Source organism: Streptomyces sp. P6-2-1, from assembly GCF_050613165.1.
Taxonomy (GTDB): domain Bacteria; phylum Actinomycetota; class Actinomycetes; order Streptomycetales; family Streptomycetaceae; genus Streptomyces.
Map to the genome: position 1 here is coordinate 6,208,949 of NZ_CP192513.1, position 16,826 is coordinate 6,225,774.

A 16,826-nucleotide genomic window follows, 5' to 3' on the forward strand; every position below is an offset into this window, starting at 1 on the left:
CGCACACCCCGACCGCACACCCCGGCCGCACATCCCGGCTCCACACCCCGACCGCACACACCACCGCGCACCTGGACACCCGCACCCGCGCACCCGCACCCGCACCCGCACGGCACCCCACGGCACCCGAGCACGGCACCGCATCCTCCCCGCACCGTTCTCCCCGAAGGGTCCGCCATGACCGACGCCATCGGCACCCCGCCGGGCACCCCACCCGGCCCTCCGTCCCCCGCCCACGCGGCCACCGCGCCGGGCCAGCACCTCACTCCCGACGGCCGTGTCGCACTCGACCCGGGTGCCTTCCCCGCCGACTCGCCGCACGCCAACGAGGACCTGCGCCCGATCCCCGTCGCCCAACGCCACTGGGGCACGTACAACTTCACTGCGCTGTGGATCGGGATGGCGCACAACATCCCTTCCTGGACGCTCGCTTCGGGACTCGTCGCGCTCGGCATGGACTGGAAGCAGGCCGTCCTCACCATCGCCCTCGCCAACGTCGTCGTCCTGCTCCCGATGCTGCTCACCGGACACGCGGGCCCCAAGTACGGCATCCCCTTCCCCGTCCTCGCGCGCGCCTCCTTCGGGCTGCGCGGCGCGAACCTGCCCGCGCTCCTGCGCGCCGCCGTGGCCTGCGGCTGGTTCGGCATCCAGACGTGGATCGGCGGGCAGGGTGTCTTCGTCCTGCTCGACAAGCTCCTGCCGGGGACCTGGGCGGGCGCCTCGCACGTGGGCGGACAGCCGTGGCCGCTGTGGGTCTGCTTCGGCATCTTCTGGCTGCTCCAACTCCTCATCATCCACCGGGGGATGGAGACGCTGCGGCGCTTCGAGAACTGGGCCGGGCCCTTCGTGTTCCTCGGCGCGCTCGCACTCCTCGTGTGGATGGCGAACGAGGCGGGCGGCTTCGGCCCGCTGCTCGACCAGCCGTCGAAGCTCGGCTGGGGCAGCGCCTTCTGGCCCGTCTTCTTCCCCGCGCTCATGGGCATGATCGGCTTCTGGTCCACGCTCTCGCTCAACATCCCCGACTTCACGCGCTTCGGGAAGGGCCAACGCGCCCAGGTCTGGGGCCAGTCGCTCGGCCTGCCCACCACGATGACGGCCTTCGCGCTCCTCTCCGTCCTCGTCACCTCGGGCTCGCAGGCCGTCTACGGCGAACCCGTCTGGGAGCCGGTCGACCTGGCGGCCCGCGCGGACAACACCTTCGGTCTGCTCTTCGCGTTGATCACGGTGCTCGTCGCGACGATCTCGGCGAACCTCGCCGCGAACGTCGTCTCACCCGCGTACGACCTCGCGAACCTCGCCCCGCGCTTCATCAGCTTCCGCACGGGGGCGCTCATCACCGGCGTGGTGGGCGTGCTCATCATGCCGTGGAAGCTCATCGCGACGCCGGAGCTGTACATCTACACGTGGCTGGGTGTGGTGGGCGGGCTGCTCGGCACGGTCGCGGGCATCCTCATCGCCGACTACTGGCTGGTCCGTGGCACTTCGTTGCACCTCGTGGAGCTGTACCGGCGCGACAGCCGCTACTGGTACCGCGGCGGCTGGCACCCCGCGGCGGTCGTGGCCTTCCTCGCCGGCGGCGTCCTCGCGGTCGGCGGCTCCCACTCGGCGCCCGGCAAGGGCCCCTTCCCCGAGGACGGCCTCGTCCCCCTCCTGAAGCCGCTCGCCGACTACGGCTGGGCGATCGGCTTCGCCTCCTCGCTCCTCGTCTACGTACTCCTCGCGGGGCGCGCGGGAAGGCGGGCGGAGCGGGCGTGAGAGGCGCGCGCGCCGGTACGGGGCCCGTGCCCCGTACCGCCCGTGCGGCCCCCCCGTACCGTCCGCACCGTCCGTACCGTCCGCACCGTCCGTACCGCCCGTACCGTCCGTACCGCCCGTACCGTCCGTACCGCCCGTACCGCCCGTGCGGCCCGGGCCGCTCCCGGCTGCGGCTCCCCGCCCTTGCGGTTAGCGTGGGCGGAGGGCTGGGCCCTCCCGGCCGGTCGGTCCCGAGCCGGAAGGACGTGTGCCATGCGAACGCCCCGTACCGGAACCCGTACCGCCGCGGGAACCACGCGGTGACCGCCGCCGAGCACGGGCTCGCTCCCGTCATGGCGGGCATCGCCGCGATGGTGTTCGATGTCGACGGAGTCCTCACCGACTCCGCGCGCGTCCACGCCGAGGCGTGGAAGGAGGCCTTCGACGCCTGCCTGCGGGAGCATCCCCCCGCCGACAAGGCACTCGACAAGCCCTTCGACGCCGCCGCCGACTACCTCCGCTACGTCGACGGCAAGCCCAGGGCCGACGGCGCCGCCGCCTTCCTGCACGCCCGCGAGGTGCCGATCCCGGACGGCAGCCCTGCCGATCCCCCCGGCACGGACTCGGTCGCCGCCGTCGCCGCGCTCAAGGACGGCATGTTCACGCGCCGCGTGCGCGAGAACGGCATCGAGCCCTTCCCCGGCTCCGTGCGGCTCCTGAAGGCCCTGCGCGCCGCGGGCATCCCGCTGGCCGCCGCCTCGTCCTCGCACCACGCCCGCGACGTCCTCGCGGGGGCCGGGCTCATCGACTACTTCGTGACCCTTGTCGACGGCGACGAGTCCCAGCGCCTCGGCCTGCCGGGCAAGCCCGATCCGGCGCTCTTCCTGGAGGCGGCGAAGCGGCTCGACGCCGAACCCGCGCACGCGGCCGTCGCCGAGGACGCCCTCGCCGGGGTCGAGGCGGGGCGGCGCGGCGGCTTCGGGCTCGTCGTCGGCGTCGACCGCGCCCACACCACCGACACCGCCAGGGACCTGCGGGAACACGGCGCCGACCTCGTCGTCGACGACCTCGCCGACCTTCTGCGCGCACCCGGCACCGACGGCAAGGAGTGACCACATGTCCGAGTGGACGTGGGAGTACGAGGGCTACGACCCCGCCGAGGAGACGCTGCGCGAATCCCTGTGCAGCCTCGGGAACGGCTACTTCGCGACCCGGGGCGCCGCCCCCGAGTGCGCCGCGGGCGGCGCGCACTACCCGGGCACCTACGCCGCCGGTGTCTACAACCGGCTCACCTCGGAGGTCGCCGGGCAGACCGTGTCCAACGAGGACATGGTCAACCTCCCCAACTGGCTGCCCCTGCGCTACCGGCTCACCCCGCCCGAAGGCGGCAGCGGCACCGACTGGTACACGCCCGACGACGCCGGGCTGCACTCCTACCGCCAGCTCCTCGACCTGCGCGCGGGCGTCTTCGAACGCCACCTCGTGTACGAGGACGCATCGGGCCGCCGACTGCGCGTGCGCCAGCTCCGCATCGTCCACATGGACGACCCCCATCTCGCCGCGCTGCGCACCGAGTTCACCGCCGAGAACTTCGACGGCACCCTCGAAGTCGAGTCCGCGCTCGACGCGGGCGTCACCAACGACGGCGTGGCCCGCTACCGCGAGCTGAATGGGCAGCACCTCGCCGAGATCAAGAGCGGCTACCCCGAGGACTGCACCGTGTGGGTCCGCGCGCGCACGGTCAGCTCGGGTATCACGGTGGCGGTCGCCGCGCGTACGTACAGCGGCGAGGGCCCCCCGTGCGCACCGCGCCCTTCCACCGGCAGCCCGCACCGGCCCGCGACCCGCCTGAACCTGGACCTGAAGCAGGGTGCGACGGCGACGGTCGACAAGATCGTCGCGCTGCACACCTCGCGCGACTCGGCGATCAGCGACCCGCTCGACGCCGCGCTCGACGGCGTGCGCAACGTGCCCGGCTGGGACCAGCTGCTCCTCGACCACCGCCTCGCCTGGCAGCGCCTGTGGCACCGCGCGCTCCTCGAAGTCCCCGACGAGGCCGGGCACATCCTGCGCTTCCACCTCTTCCACGTGCTCCAGACCGTGTCCCCGCACACCGCCGACCTCGACGCGGGCGTACCCGCGCGCGGCCTCAACGGGGAGGCGTACAGGGGACACGTCTTCTGGGACGAACTCTTCGTCCTGCCCTACCTCAACCTGCACTTCCCCGAGGTCTCCAAGGGCCTGCTCCGCTACCGGCACCGCCGCCTGAACCGCGCCCGCCGCCTCGCACGCGACGCCGGGTACGACGGCGCGATGTACCCCTGGCAGTCCGGCAGCGACGGCCGCGAGGAGACCCAGGAACTCCACCTCAACCCCAGCTCCGGGCGGTGGCTGCCCGACAACTCGCGGCTCCAGCACCACATCGGCTCGGCCGTCGCGTACAACGTGTGGAGCTACGCGCGCGCCACGGGTGACACCCGCTTCATGGAGCACGAGGGCGCCGAGATGCTCCTCCAGATCTCCCGCTTCTGGGCCTCGAAGTCCGAGTGGGACGGCGACCTCGGGCGCTACCGCATCCGCCGCGTCGTCGGTCCCGACGAGTACCACGACGCCTACCCCGACGCGGCCGAACCCGGGCTCGACGACAACGCGTACACCAACGTCACCGCCGCCTGGGTCCTCCAGCGGACCCTCGAATCGCTCGCCGCGCTCCCCGAGGAGCGCCGCGCGGAACTCGCCGAGCACACCGGGCTCGACGACACCGAACTCGCCCACTGGGACGACATCTCGCGCCGTCTCCACGTTCCCTTCCACCAGGGCGTCGTCAGCCAGTTCGACGGCTACGGGGAACTGCGCGAACTCGACTGGGTCGGCATGTCCACCAAGTACGGCGACATCCGCCGCCTCGACCGCGTCCTGGAGGCCGAGGGCGACACCGTCAACCGCTACCAGGCCTCCAAGCAGGCCGACACGCTCATGCTCGGCTACCTCTTCCCGCCCCGCGAACTGCGCGCGCTCTTCGCCCGGTTGGGCCACCGCCTCGATGACGAGACGTGGCGCCGCACCGTCGACTACTACGTGGCCCGCACGAGCCACGGTTCGACGCTCAGCGGACTCGTGCACGCCTGGGTGCTGGCCCGGGTGCGGCCCACGCAGGCGTGGGGCTTCTTCCAGGAGGCGCTGCGCGGCGACGTCGCCGACCTCCAGGGCGGTACGACGGGAGAGGGCATCCACCTCGGCGCGATGGCGGGGACGCTCGACCTCGTGCAGCGCTGCCTCACCGGGCTGCGCATCCGCTCCGACGGCGCCCTCAGCCTCGACCCCGTGCCCCAACCGGAGCTGTCCGGCTACGACTTCGCGATCCACTACCGCCACCTGTGGGGCGTGCGCTTCCGGATGCGCTCGGGCGGCCTCGACATCAGCCTCCCCGAGGCCAACCGTCCCTCGCTCGACATCCGCCTCGTGGACCGCACGGTGACGCTGCGCCCCGGCGACTCCTTCCACCTCACGCTGCCGGACGGGGACTGACGGGCCCAGTGGTGCGGGCAGGGGCCACGCGCGCCGGCTTCGCGCGTTCGCGGTACGTGGCCCCTGCCGCGCCGGTCCGCTCAGCGACCGCCCGACACCGTGAGCGGCACCCCGCCGCCGAAGGCCGCCGCGCCGGGCCGTTGCCACAGCCCCCGCGCCGCCAGCTCCGGCATCACCCCCTCGCCGAACCAGTACGCCTCCTCCAGGTGCGGGTACCCGGAGAAGATGAAGTGGTCCACGCCGAGCGCGTGGTACTCCTCGACGCGGTCGGCGACCTCCGCGTGACTGCCCACGAGCGCGGTCCCCGCGCCCCCGCGCACGAGCCCCACACCCGCCCACAGGTTGGGCGAGACCTCCAGGCTCTCGCGCGAGCCGCCGTGCAGCGCGAGCATCCGTCGCTGCCCCACGGACTCGCTGCGCCCGAGCGCCTCCTGCGCCGCCGCGACGGTGTCCGCGTCCAGGTCGTCGAGCAGCCCGCGCGCGGTGCGCCACGCCTCCGCGGACGAGTCCCGCGAGATCGTGTGCAGCCGGATGCCGAAGCGCACGGTACGGCCCTCGCGCGCCGCGAGCCCCCGCACCCAGTCGATCTTCTCGCGCACCTGCGCCGGCGGTTCGCCCCACGTCAGGTACACGTCCGCGTGACGCGCGGCGACCGGGCCTGCCGCGGCCGAGGAGCCGCCGAAGAACACCTCGGGCAGCGGGTCGGGCGGCAGCGCGGTGAGCCCGCCGTCGACCCGGTAGTGCTTCCCCTCGAAGTCGTACGGCTTCCCCGACCACGCCCCGCGCACGATGGACAGGAACTCGTCGGTGCGCGCGTACCGTTCGTCGTGCCCCACGTGGTCGCCGAAGCGCCGCTGCTCCGTCGCGTCCCCGCCCGTCACGACGTTGAGGAGCAGCCGCCCCCGCGTGACACGCTGGTACGTGGCGGCCATCTGCGCGGCGAGGACCGGCGAGAGCACCCCGGGCCGGAAGGCGACGAGGAACTTGAGCCGCTCCGTGTGCTGCGCCAGGGCGGCCGTCGTCAGCCAGGCGTCCTCGCACCACGTGCCCGTCGGGGTCAGCACGCCTTCGAACCCGAGGTGTTCGGCCGCCTTCGCGATCTGCGCGAGGTAGTCGATGTCCGGCGGCCTCACCCCGCTCACGGGCGTGACCCGCGCGCGGGACACGCCGCCGTCGGTGTAGGCGTGGCGGTCGACGAGGGTGCGGCCGTCGCCGCCCGTGGGCAGGAACCAGTGCAGGCGGACACTCATGACGAGGACTCCTTCACAGTGCGGGGCTCGGTGGTCGAGGGCGGGAGCCCTTCGTTGAACCGGGTGTCGGTGTACCGCGCGAAGTCGATGCGGCGCGGGATGAGGTCCAGCTCGGCGAAGGTGTCGGCGATGGCCTGCTCCGAGGCCACCACGTCCTTGTCCACGGCGACGGTGATCCGTGTCCCGTACGAGCGCTTCACGGCGGCGAGCGCCACCTCGTACGGCAGCCCCGTGTCCTTCGCCCAGACCTTCGCCCACGCCTCGGGGTGCGCCACGACCCATTTCTCGGCCCGCCGCAGCCGCTTCAAGTAGTCGGCGATCGCGGCCGACTTCTTCGCGTCCGACAGCGCGGAGGGCGCCGCCACCTGGAAGTTGAGGCCGTTCACGACTCCCCGGCCGTCGGTGAGGACCCGGCCCTGCTTCGCGGTGAGGACCTGCGAGGTGTACGGGTCCCACACGGCCCACGCGTCGACCTTGCCGCTCGTGAAGGCGGCGAGCGCGTCGGCGGGCTGGAGGTACTTGACCTTGACGTCGGAGAGCGTGAGCCCGGCCTTCCTGAGCGAGGCGACGAGCTGGAAGTGCGCGGACGAACCCTGCGCCACGGCGACGGACTTGCCCTTGAGCTGCGGGGCCTTCGTGAGCGGCGAGTCCGGCGGTACGAGGATCGCCTCGGCCGAGCTGTCCCCGTGCGAGGCCGCGACCACCGTGACCTTCGACCCGGCGCCCGCGGCGAAGACCGGCGGCGTGTTGCCGACGCCGCCGATGTCGACGGCCTTCGCGTTGACCGCCTCCAGGAGCGGAGGACCCGAGGTGAACGTCGACCACTTGATGCGGTAGCCGAGGTCGTCCAGCTCGCCGCTCGCGCGCAGCAGCGCTTCCGAACCTCCCTTCTGGTCACCGACGTCGAGGGTGACCGAGCCCTTTCCGTCGGTCCGCCCGGAGGAGCCGGAACCGGAGGTCGAGGCGGAGGAGGAGGCACCGCAGGCGGAGGCGAGGAGCGCGAGCGGGACGAGGAGGAAGAGGGCGGGCGTCAGGCGGCGTGGGCGGGGTGTACGGGGTGTACGGGGTGTACGGGGTGTGCGGGGTGGCATGAGGAGTCCGATCGGGTGGAAGGGGAGGGGCGCACAGGCCCGGGTCGCGTCCCCCGCGCGCTCAGGCGCGGGCTTCTTCGGCGGTGGCCGTCGGGGTGACCCCGAGCCGCTCCAGGAGATCGGCGCGGAGTGCGGAGAAGCGCGGGTCGGTCAGCTCGCGGGGCCGGTCGAGCGTGACGGGCACCTCGTGGGCGATGGTCCCGCCGTCCATGACGAGGACACGGTCGGCGAGCAGGACCGCCTCCTCCACGTCGTGCGTGACGAGGAGCACCGCGCAGCCGTGCCGCTGCCACACCTCGTCCACGAGCCGCTGCGCCTTGATCCGGGTGAGCGCGTCGAGCGCCCCGAACGGCTCGTCCAGAAGCAGGAGTTCGGGCTCGCGCACGAGTGCCCTGGCCAGCGAGGCGCGCTGGGCCTCGCCACCCGAGAGTGTCTTCGGCCACGCCCCCGCCCGCTCGCCCAGGCCGACCTCGGCGAGGGCCCGTTCGGCGCGGGAACGGTCGAGCGGCCCGTCGAGCCCGAGCAGGACGTTGCGCCACACGCGCTTCCACGGCATCAGCCGGGGCGACTGGAAGGCCACGGCTCTGCGCCGGGGCACGAGAACGGTCCCCTCGATCTCCCGGTCGAGGCCCGCCAGAATCCGCAGCAGCGTGGACTTCCCGCAGCCGCTGCGCCCCAGCAGCGCCACGAACTCCCCCGGACGCACGGTCAGATGGAGCCCGTCGAGTACGGGGCGCCCGTCGAAGACGCGGCTCAGCCCTTCGACCCGGACGGCCGCACCCGGGGCGCTCGCTCCCCGGGCCCGCGCGGGGGTCACCGGCCGGTGAACGTCGGTCGCCATTGCAACAACAGCCTTTCGAGAGCGCGGACGACGAAATCGGCGAGGAGGCCGAGGAAGGCGTAGACGATGAGGCACACGACGATGACGTCGGTGCGCAGGAAGTCCCGCGCCTGCACCATGAGGAAACCGATGCCCGAGTCCGCGTTGACCTGTTCGGCGAAGACCAGCGCGAGCCACGCGATCCCCAGCGAGAAACGCAGCCCGGTCATCGCGCCCGGCAGCGCCCCCGGCAGGACGACGTGCCTGACGAGGCCCCAGCGCGAGAGGCCGAGCGACTCACCGGCCTCGATGAGCTGCGCGTCGACGCCCCGGATGCCCGCGTAGACGTTGAGGTAGAGCGGGAAGGTCACACCGAGCGTGATGATGGCGACCTTGGGGGTCTCGCCGATCCCGAACCAGATGATGAAGAGCGGGATGAGTCCGACGAAGGGCACGGTGCGCAGCATCTGCACACTCGCGTCCACCAGGTCCTCACCGGCCCGGAAGAGCCCCGAGAGCAGCGCGAGCCCGACCCCCACCACGAGCCCCAGCAGCAGCCCGAGGGCGACGCGCTGGAGCGAGACCAGCATGGCGGAGGGCAGGGAACCGTCGGCGACGAGATCGGCGCCGACACGGGCGATGGTCGCGGGCGGGGCGAGGATGTGCGCGGGCAGCGCTCCGCTCGCGCTCAGCACCTCCCACACCGCGAGCAGCAGCAAGGGACCCGAGGTGCGCCGCAGCCAGCGCGGTACGCGCGCCCGCCGCCCGGCGACGGCGGCCAGCGGCACGAGTTCGGGGTCGTCCGCCGCCCGCGCGGTATCGGATTCCGGCTTCCCGTCGGCCGGCGCGGCGGCTACGCCGGAGCCTTTGCCTGCGCCTGTCTCTGTTCCTGTGTCCGGGGTTGGTACTGCGTCTGCGTCTGCGGTGACGGGGACGGGGGTGGGGGTGGGGCCTGGTGGGGGATGGCCGACAGTCATGACGTCTCCAGGGAGGCGATGCGGGGCCGGGCGATGGCGTCGGGGCACGCCGAGGACCCGCGTGGGTGCGGGCGGTTACCCGGCGCTCGGACGAGGAACCGGGGCGGTACGCGGCGCCGCGGGCGCGCCGGGACACCGGCACACGGGTACGCCTCGGCGCACGGCCCGGTTGATCAGGTCGCGGGAAGGCGGGAGAACGAGGGGGAGAAAGGCGTCAGCGGTCGCGACGACACGCGGCCGAGGCCACCAGCAGCAGGTCGATGTGACCACGCGAGGTGAGCAGAGCTGAACGCAACATGCCGCCGAACGTAGCGAGGTGGGCCACAGGCGGTCAACGGGCGTCTCGACAGCCGGACGGTCGCGCCGAGGCGTGCGGGGGAGCGGGGCCCGTACCCGCTCGGAAAAGGACGACGCGGACGCCCCCGTGGGGAACGTCCGCGTCATGAGGGCGGGTCGTGCGCGCGGACCCGGGAGCGGTGCGACCGCCCCGGTCCGCGCGGACCCGTCAGGGGACCCGCGCCGTCCACTCCTCGGAGTCGAACTTCGTCCGCGCCAGTTCACGCGCCCGCGCCATCTCCTCCTCCGTCACGGAGCCCTCCGCGAGCCCGTACCGGCTGCGGAAGGAGGCGACCATGTTGGCGATGACGGCCTCGCGCGGCAGACCCGTCTGGCGGCGCAACGGGTCGACGCGCTTCTTGGCGCTCGTCGTGCCCTTGTCGGAGAGCTTCTCCTTGCCGATGCGGAGCACCTCGGTCATCTTGTCGGCGTCCATGTCGTACGCCATCGTGACGTGGTGCAGCACGGCGGGCACGCCGCCCTGCGGCGCGGCGACGCGGCGCTGCGCGGCACCGGCGATCTTCCCCGCGTCGGTCGCGATGTCGTTGAGCGGCTGGTACCACGCCTTGATGCCCATGTCGCCCAGGGCGGAGAGCACCCAGTCGTCGAGGTAGGCGTAGCTGTCCGCGAAGGACAGGCCCTCGACGAGCGCGCTCGGCACGGAGAGCGAGTACGTGATGCTGTTGCCCGCCTCCATGAACATCGCCCCGCCACCCGTCACGCGGCGCACCACCGTCACGCCGTGCTTGGCCGCGCCGTCCGGGTCCACCTCGTTGCGCAGCGACTGGAAGCTGCCGATCACGACGGCAGGGTCCTGCCACTCCCACACCCGCAGCGTCGGCGGGCGGTGCCCCGCGGCGACCTCCTGCGTGAGGATCTCGTCGAGTGCGAGGTGCAGGCCCACGGGCTGCGGCCCGTCGTGGATGAGCTGCCAGTCGTAGTCGGTCCAGTCCGTCGCCCGCGCGAGCGCCCGGCGCACCGCGATGCCGATGCCCTCGGCGGTCAGCCCGTACATGACCGTGCCCGGCGGCAGCGCGGCCTGCACCCGCGCGGCGAGCCCGCTGCCGTCCGTGCCGGACGGGGCGCCTTCCAGCGCCGCGTTGATCGCGTCGATCGCCTCGTCGGGTTCGAGGAAGAAGTCCCCGGCCACGCGCACGTCGCGCAGGACCCCGCCCTCCTCGTCGAGGTCCACCACCACGAGCTTCCCGCCCGGGATCTTGTACTCACCGTGCACGGCCGCCGCCTCCAACTGTTCCGGGCCCGGGACGGGCACTTCGGTCATTTCCCTGCGGACAGGGCAACGTTAGCGGGGGGTGCGGGATTCCCGTGGCGGGGGTGACGCGTGGCGGGGCGGGAGACAGCGACCGTGCCCGGCGCCCGCCGTTCCCCTGCCCGCAAGCCCCCGTTCCCCCTCCTGCTCCCGGTTGTCAGTGCCCCGTGCTCTCATGAACCCATGCTCGAAGACCTGCGCGATTCCGCCCCGGCCCACCCCGCCGGCCGCGCCGTCGCCGTTCCCGCCTCCGCCGCGCCGCTCGCCGCCCGCCTCGACACCGGCCTCCTCGCCGCCGTCGAGGCCGCCGTGCGCGCCGCCGTCGACCGCGCCGTACTGCCGCGCTTCCGCCACCTCACGGACAGCGAGGTCAGCACGAAGTCAGGCCCCCACGACCTCGTGACCGTCGCCGACCGCGAGGCCGAACAGCTCCTCACCGAGAGCCTGCCCGCCCTCCTGCCCGGCTCCGTCGTCGTCGGCGAGGAGGCCGTCGCCGAGGACCCGGGCAGGTACGAGGCGCTGCGCGGCGCCGCGCCCGTGTGGATCGTCGACCCGGTCGACGGCACCCGCCAGTTCGTCCGCGGCGAGCCCGGCTTCTGCACGCTCGTCGCGCTCGCGCTCGAAGGCGAGGTCGTCGCCTCCTGGACGTACGCGCCCGTCCTCGGCCTCATGGCCGTGGCCGTGCGGGGCAGGGGCGCCCAGCTCAACGGCGAGCCCCTGACCCGTACGGCCGCCGTGCCCGGCGAGCCGCTGAGCGTCGCCTGCTCGCACCCCGACTACACGACAGGACCCCAGCAGGCCCAGCTCCGCCGCCTCGACGTGCCCGGCCTCGCGCCGCGCCCCTGCGGCTCCGCAGGGCTCGAATACCTCGCCGTGGCGCGCGGCGAACTCGACGCCACGGCCTTCGGCTGGGAGCTGGCCTGGGACCACGCGGCCGGGCTCCTCCTCGTCGAGGAGACCGGCGGGGCGCACCTGACGACCGACGGCGCCCCGTTCCGTATCACCGGGGGCAACGCGCTGCCCTTCACCACCGCGCGCGACGCGGCCACGGCCGAGCGCGTCCGCGCGCTGCTGGCGGGCGAGACGAGGGACAGCGCGGCGTGAGGGAGCGTCAAGGGCCGGGAAAGCGTGGCTTCGGGCGGTGCCCCGCGGCATATCCTGACCGCCGGGCCGTCGGCTGACGTGAGGAGTCCGAAGGTGTCGACTTTGCTGGACGCGGTCGTCGTGGGAGCGGGACCCAACGGGCTCACCGCCGCCGTCGAACTGGCCCGCAGGGGCCTCTCCGTCGCCGTCTTCGAGGCCGCGTCCGAGGTCGGCGGCGGCGCGCGCACCGAGGAGCTGACCCTCCCCGGCTTCCACCACGACCCCTGCTCGGCCGCCCACCCTCTCGGCATCGCCTCGCCCGCCTTCCGGGCGCTGCCCCTCGCGCGGTACGGGCTGCGCTGGCTCCACCCGGAGCTGCCGATGGCGCACCCGCTGCCCGGCGGCGACGCCGCCGTGCTCGCCCGGTCCGTCGGCGAGACCGCCGCCTCGCTCGGCGCGCGCGACGCGGGCACGTACCGGCGCCTCGTCACCCCGCTTTTGCGGCACTGGGACGCCGTGCTGCGCGACTTCATGGCGCTCCCCTCCACCGCGCTGCCCCGCGACCCGCTCGCCCTCGCCCGCTTCGGCGTCGCCGGGCTGCCCCCCGCCCATGTCCTCCTCGCCCGCTTCCGCGAGGACCGCGCCCGCGCGCTGCTCGCCGGGCTCGTCGGCCACGTCATCGCCCCGCTGAGCGGCCCGGCGACCTCCGCCGTGGGGCTCCTCTTCGCGCTCGCCGCGCACGCGCGCGGCTGGCCGGTCGCCGCGGGCGGCTCAGGCGCGATCACCGGCGCCCTCGCCGCGTACCTCAAGAACCTCGGCGGCACCGTGGAGACCGGCTTCGAGGTCCGCCGCCTCGACGACCTCCCGCCCGCGCGCGCCTACCTCTTCGACACCTCCCCGCACGCCCTCGCCCGCATCGCCGGGCTCGGCGACCGCGCCTACCCGCGCTACCGCTACGGTGCCTCCGTCTTCAAGCTCGACTACGCACTCGACGGGCCCGTCCCCTGGACCTCCGAGGCGGCCCGCCGCGCCGGTACGGTGCAGCTCGGCCCCGGCAGCCACGACATCTCCCGCGCCCTTGTGAACGTCTCGCGGCGCGGCGTCCCGCCCGCCGACCCCTTCCTCATCACCGTCCAGCCGAGCCTCGTCGACCCGGGCCGCGCCCCCGAGGGCAAGCACGTCTTCTGGGCGTACGGGCACGTCCCGCACGGCTGGGAGGGCGACCTCACCGACGTCATCGAGCGCAAGATCGAACGCTTCGCGCCCGGCTTCCGCGACCTGATCCTCGCCCGTGCCACCGCGGGCCCACCCCAACTCGCCGCGCGCAACGCCAACTACGTCGGCGGCGACATCGCCTGCGGCGCGGCGAGCGGCCTCCAGCTCCTCTTCCGCCCCCGCCCCACCCTCCGCCCCTACGCCACCCGCCACCCCGCCGTCTTCCTCTGCTCATCGGCGACCCCGCCGGGCCCCGGCGTCCACGGCATGAGCGGCCACAACGCGGCACGAGCGGTGTGGCGAGCCCTGAGAGCGCGGGACGCGGCGCGATGACGAACGGGGACTGAGACACCGAGGGGTCCGGCCCCACGGGGCGCTCGCCCGCGAGACGCGGTCCTCCCACCCCGCCCGAGCCCCGGCGGCCCACGGGCGCCCCGGACGGCCGGCCCGGGAGACCTCGTTACCCGAACGACGGCCACCGCCATGCCGCCCACTGCCGCCACGTCGTCCAGCCCGCAGGCGGATCGTACGTCGCGGTCCCGTCGATTTCCGCCGCGTCGGGCTCCTGGAAGTGCGCTCGGCCGAAGGCGATCTCGGCCTCCGTCATCGGGAACGTCTCGCCGGGCGCGGTCGCCCGGCGGTGGGCGATGCGGGCGCGCCTGGTCTCCTCGGTGACCGGGAGGTGGACGATGCGGAAGCGAGCCCCCTCGGCCTCCGCCAGGCAGCGGATCGCGGAGCGCTCGGCGCGGGACCAGCATCCGTAGTCGAGGACGACGTGCGTGCCGAGCCGCACCGCCTCCAGCGCCAGCCACAGCAGCCGGCCCTCCAGCACGTCCCGTTTTCCGTCCGGGTCCGACGCGCCGAAGAGCGGGAGCATCCACTCGTCGGGCGTCAGGCGCAGGGCGCCGTGCTCCTCCGCGAGCCGCCGGGCTCGCGTCGTCTTACCGGCCCCGGGCAGGCCGACCAGCAAGAACAGGTCCGTCACGTCTCGTCCGGTTCCCCGGCCACGAGCCGGTCGTCGTGGCGCCGGTGCCGACCGCCGACGGGGAGGGCCCCGCGTACCGTGTCCGGGCGGCGCTGGACCGGCTGGGACCGCGTCGGGCCGGGGCATGCCGGCTTCTGGAGGGCTGAGGGACGCTCGTCGTTCGACCGCGGCGGGTCAGGGCGGTCCAGGATCTCTCGCACGCCGGAGGTCTACCACCGGGCCCGCGGCGCCGCGACGGGTTTTCCCGCCCCGAACCGCACCCCGCACGTCTCCCTCGGCGCCACCCGTCCCGCGTGCCAGGTCCGCGCTCTCACCCCGCCGCCTTCCCCAGCGCCTCCAGCACCGGCCGGATCAGCGGGTGGTCCTCCGCTCCGCAGCGCACCGCCGCGAAGACCCTGCGGGTGGGGGCCACGCCGTCCACCGGGCGGACCACGGCGCCGTCGAGGTCCATGCCGCGCAGCGCCGAGCGGGGGACGAGGGCGACGCCCGCGCCCGCCGCCGCGAGGGCGACGACCGCGCGGAAGTCGTCGGAGAGGTGCTCGATGGGCGGCTGGAAACCGGCGTGCTCGCAGGCGAGGACGACCACGTCGTGGCACGGGTTGCCGGGGAAGGGCCCGATCCACGGGTCGGCCGCGAGGTCGGCGAGCGGGACGCGTACGGCGGCCGTGAGGGGGTGGCCCGGCGGGAGGACCGCGTCGAAGGGCTCCGCGTAGAGCGGGACGCGGGTCAGGCGCGGGTCGTCGGCGCCCGGGGCGCCCCGGTACTCGACGGCCACGGCGACGTCCGTACGGCGGTCGAGCACCATCCGCAGGCTCGCGTCACCCTCGGCGTCCCTCACCCGTACCCGTATCCCCGGTGCCGTGTCGGTGAGGACGGCGAGCGCCGGGGCCACGACGAGATTGATGCCGGTCGCGAAGGACGTCACCGTGACGGTGCCGGAGGCGCCCGTGCGGTAGGCCGCCAGCTCGGCCTCCGCGCGCTCCAGCTGGGCGAGCACCGCGTGCGTGTGCGCGAGCAGGATCTCGCCGGGAGGCGTGAGCCGCACGCCGCGGGCCCCGCGCTCGACGAGCCGGTGCCCCGTCTCCTGCTCCAGGGCGCTCAGCTGCTGCGAGACCGCCGAAGGGGTCAGGTAGAGCGCGGCGGCGGCAGCGGTCACCGTGCCGTGGTCCGCCACCGCGCGCAGGATGTGCAGCCGCCGTGCCTCGATCATGGGAACGATTGTCGCAAATCGGCGGAGCGGGCGGCTCGGGACACTTCCCCGAGCCGCCCGCGCGAGGGGTCCCTCGCTCAGACCGCGGGCTTGTCCGTCTCCGAGGCCTCGCGCGCCGACACGAACGCGGCGACCGCGCGGTCGACGTCCTCGGCCGAGTGCGCGGCGGAGAGCTGCACGCGGATGCGTGCCTGTCCCTGCGGCACGACCGGGTACGAGAACGCGGTCACGTACACGCCGCGTTCGAGCAGCAGCTCCGCCATGCGGCCGGCGAGCGCCGCTTCGTGGAACATGACGGGCACGATCGGGTGTTCGCCGGGCAGCAGCTCGAACCCGGCTTCGGTCATCGCCGTGCGGAAGCGCGCGGTGTTCTCGCGCAGCCGCACGCGCTGGTCGGAGGCGCTTTCGAGGAGGTCGATGACCTTGAGCGAGGCGCCCGCGATGACCGGCGCGAGGCTGTTCGAGAAGAGGTACGGGCGCGAGCGCTGGCGCAGCAGCGCGACGATCTCGGCGCGCGCCGCCACGTAGCCGCCCGAAGCGCCGCCGAGCGCCTTGCCGAGCGTGCCCGTGATGATGTCGACCCGGTCGCTCACGCCCGCCAGCTCCGGGGTGCCGCGCCCGTTCTCGCCGACGAAGCCGACCGCGTGCGAGTCGTCGACCATGACCATCGCCTCGTACCGCTCGGCGAGGTCGCAGATCTCCTGGAGCGGCGCGAGGTAGCCGTCCATCGAGAAGACGCCGTCGGTCACGATGAGGCGGCGGCGCGCGTCGCCCGCCTCCTTGAGACGCTGCTCCAGCTCGGCCATGTCGCGGTTCGCGTACCGCAGGCGGCGAGCCTTGGAGAGGCGGATTCCGTCGATGATCGACGCGTGGTTGAGCGCGTCCGAGATGACGGCGTCCTCGGCGCCGAGCAGCGTCTCGAAGACACCGCCGTTCGCGTCGAAGCACGAGGAATAGAGGATGGTGTCCTCCTGCCCGAGGAAGGCGGACAGACGCTCCTCCAGCTCCTTGTGCACCTCCTGCGTGCCGCAGATGAAGCGGACCGAGGCCATGCCGTAGCCCCAGCGGTCGAGCGCCGCGTGCCCGGCGGCGATGACCTCGGGGTTGTCGGCGAGGCCGAGGTAGTTGTTGGCGCAGAAGTTGAGGACCTCGCCGGGGCGGCCCCCGGCGGTGACGTCGACGGTCGCCGACTGCGGGGTGCCGATGACGCGCTCGGGCTTGTAGAGGCCCTCGGCGGTGATCTCGTCGAGAGTGGCACGCAGCTGGTCGCGCACGGAGCCGAACATGGGGTTTCCTCCGGAGGGGTGGGTGCGGGGGCGGTACGTAG

General features: G+C 73.8%; 13 protein-coding genes. 5 read left to right on the top strand and 8 right to left on the bottom strand.

The window, feature by feature from the left end; genetic code table 11:
* Nucleotides 1–177: 177 nt before the first annotated feature.
* From ACQYWQ_RS26190 to ACQYWQ_RS26200, 3 genes are all read left to right on the top strand, one after another.
* Nucleotides 178–1,755 carry an NCS1 family nucleobase:cation symporter-1 gene (locus ACQYWQ_RS26190; protein WP_431038000.1) on the top strand — a complete coding sequence of 526 codons (1,578 nt, stop codon included), beginning with the start codon at nt 178–180 and terminating at the stop codon, nt 1,753–1,755.
* 299 nt (nt 1,756–2,054) lie between these two features.
* A complete protein-coding gene (locus ACQYWQ_RS26195) occupies nt 2,055–2,846 on the top strand; it encodes an HAD family hydrolase (protein WP_431038002.1) in 792 nt (263 codons plus the stop codon).
* A 4-nt stretch (nt 2,847–2,850) separates the two neighbouring features.
* Entirely contained in the window at nt 2,851–5,262 is a 2,412-nt protein-coding gene (locus ACQYWQ_RS26200; RefSeq protein WP_431038004.1) for a glycoside hydrolase family 65 protein, read from the top strand.
* Nucleotides 5,263–5,342: 80 nt separating this feature from the next.
* Here ACQYWQ_RS26200 and ACQYWQ_RS26205 read toward each other — a convergent pair whose 3' ends face one another.
* The 5 genes from ACQYWQ_RS26205 to ACQYWQ_RS26225 all read right to left on the bottom strand — a co-directional run bounded on the left by ACQYWQ_RS26205 (nt 5,343) and on the right by ACQYWQ_RS26225 (nt 10,970).
* On the bottom strand, nt 5,343–6,512 hold the full coding sequence (locus tag ACQYWQ_RS26205) for an LLM class flavin-dependent oxidoreductase (protein WP_431038005.1): 1,170 nt from the start codon (nt 6,510–6,512) through the stop codon (nt 5,343–5,345).
* On the bottom strand, nt 6,509–7,603 hold the full coding sequence (locus ACQYWQ_RS26210; RefSeq protein WP_431038006.1) for an ABC transporter substrate-binding protein: 1,095 nt from the start codon (nt 7,601–7,603) through the stop codon (nt 6,509–6,511). Before ACQYWQ_RS26210 ends, ACQYWQ_RS26205 begins: the two co-directional genes overlap by 4 nt.
* Nucleotides 7,604–7,664: 61 nt before the next feature.
* Nucleotides 7,665–8,444 (bottom strand): ABC transporter ATP-binding protein, encoded by a 780-nt coding sequence (locus ACQYWQ_RS26215; RefSeq protein ID WP_431038008.1) that lies wholly within the window; start codon nt 8,442–8,444, stop codon nt 7,665–7,667.
* The gene (locus ACQYWQ_RS26220) at nt 8,417–9,211 is read right to left on the bottom strand and encodes an ABC transporter permease (RefSeq protein ID WP_431038010.1); all 795 of its coding nucleotides are present in this window, start codon (nt 9,209–9,211) and stop codon (nt 8,417–8,419) included. Before ACQYWQ_RS26220 ends, ACQYWQ_RS26215 begins: the two co-directional genes overlap by 28 nt.
* Nucleotides 9,212–9,905: 694 nt before the next feature.
* Nucleotides 9,906–10,970, bottom strand: a complete 1,065-nt coding sequence (locus ACQYWQ_RS26225; protein ID WP_431039349.1) for a lipoate--protein ligase family protein — start codon at nt 10,968–10,970, stop codon at nt 9,906–9,908.
* A gap of 219 nt (nt 10,971–11,189) precedes the next feature.
* Between ACQYWQ_RS26225 and ACQYWQ_RS26230 the strand changes: the two genes are divergently transcribed.
* The gene (locus ACQYWQ_RS26230; RefSeq protein ID WP_431038012.1) at nt 11,190–12,110 is read left to right on the top strand and encodes an inositol monophosphatase family protein; all 921 of its coding nucleotides are present in this window, start codon (nt 11,190–11,192) and stop codon (nt 12,108–12,110) included.
* A gap of 93 nt (nt 12,111–12,203) precedes the next feature.
* Nucleotides 12,204–13,637 carry a phytoene desaturase family protein gene (locus tag ACQYWQ_RS26235; protein WP_431038013.1) on the top strand — a complete coding sequence of 478 codons (1,434 nt, stop codon included), beginning with the start codon at nt 12,204–12,206 and terminating at the stop codon, nt 13,635–13,637.
* Between the two features lie 127 nt (nt 13,638–13,764).
* Here ACQYWQ_RS26235 and ACQYWQ_RS26240 read toward each other — a convergent pair whose 3' ends face one another.
* The 3 genes from ACQYWQ_RS26240 to ACQYWQ_RS26250 form a co-directional block, all read right to left on the bottom strand.
* Complete coding sequence (locus ACQYWQ_RS26240; RefSeq protein ID WP_431038014.1) at nt 13,765–14,289, bottom strand: AAA family ATPase; 525 nt, start codon at nt 14,287–14,289, stop codon at nt 13,765–13,767.
* A 310-nt stretch (nt 14,290–14,599) separates the two neighbouring features.
* A complete protein-coding gene (locus ACQYWQ_RS26245; protein WP_431038016.1) occupies nt 14,600–15,499 on the bottom strand; it encodes a LysR substrate-binding domain-containing protein in 900 nt (299 codons plus the stop codon).
* Between the two features lie 77 nt (nt 15,500–15,576).
* Nucleotides 15,577–16,785, bottom strand: coding sequence for a glycine C-acetyltransferase (locus ACQYWQ_RS26250; protein WP_431038018.1), 1,209 nt, complete (start codon nt 16,783–16,785; stop codon nt 15,577–15,579).
* Nucleotides 16,786–16,826 lie beyond the last annotated feature (41 nt).

What these genes read in the sequence shown, in the direction of transcription:
- ACQYWQ_RS26210 (WP_431038006.1), bottom strand. Translation starts at nt 7,603, where the DNA reads ATGCCACCCCGCACACCCCGTACACCCCGTACACCCCGTACACCCCGC.
- ACQYWQ_RS26205 (WP_431038005.1), bottom strand. Translation starts at nt 6,512, where the DNA reads ATGAGTGTCCGCCTGCACTGGTTCCTGCCCACGGGCGGCGACGGCCGC.
- ACQYWQ_RS26200 (WP_431038004.1), top strand. Translation starts at nt 2,851, where the DNA reads ATGTCCGAGTGGACGTGGGAGTACGAGGGCTACGACCCCGCCGAGGAG.
- ACQYWQ_RS26215 (WP_431038008.1), bottom strand. Translation starts at nt 8,444, where the DNA reads ATGGCGACCGACGTTCACCGGCCGGTGACCCCCGCGCGGGCCCGGGGA.
- ACQYWQ_RS26250 (WP_431038018.1), bottom strand. Translation starts at nt 16,785, where the DNA reads ATGTTCGGCTCCGTGCGCGACCAGCTGCGTGCCACTCTCGACGAGATC.
- ACQYWQ_RS26245 (WP_431038016.1), bottom strand. Translation starts at nt 15,499, where the DNA reads ATGATCGAGGCACGGCGGCTGCACATCCTGCGCGCGGTGGCGGACCAC.
- ACQYWQ_RS26230 (WP_431038012.1), top strand. Translation starts at nt 11,190, where the DNA reads ATGCTCGAAGACCTGCGCGATTCCGCCCCGGCCCACCCCGCCGGCCGC.
- ACQYWQ_RS26190 (WP_431038000.1), top strand. Translation starts at nt 178, where the DNA reads ATGACCGACGCCATCGGCACCCCGCCGGGCACCCCACCCGGCCCTCCG.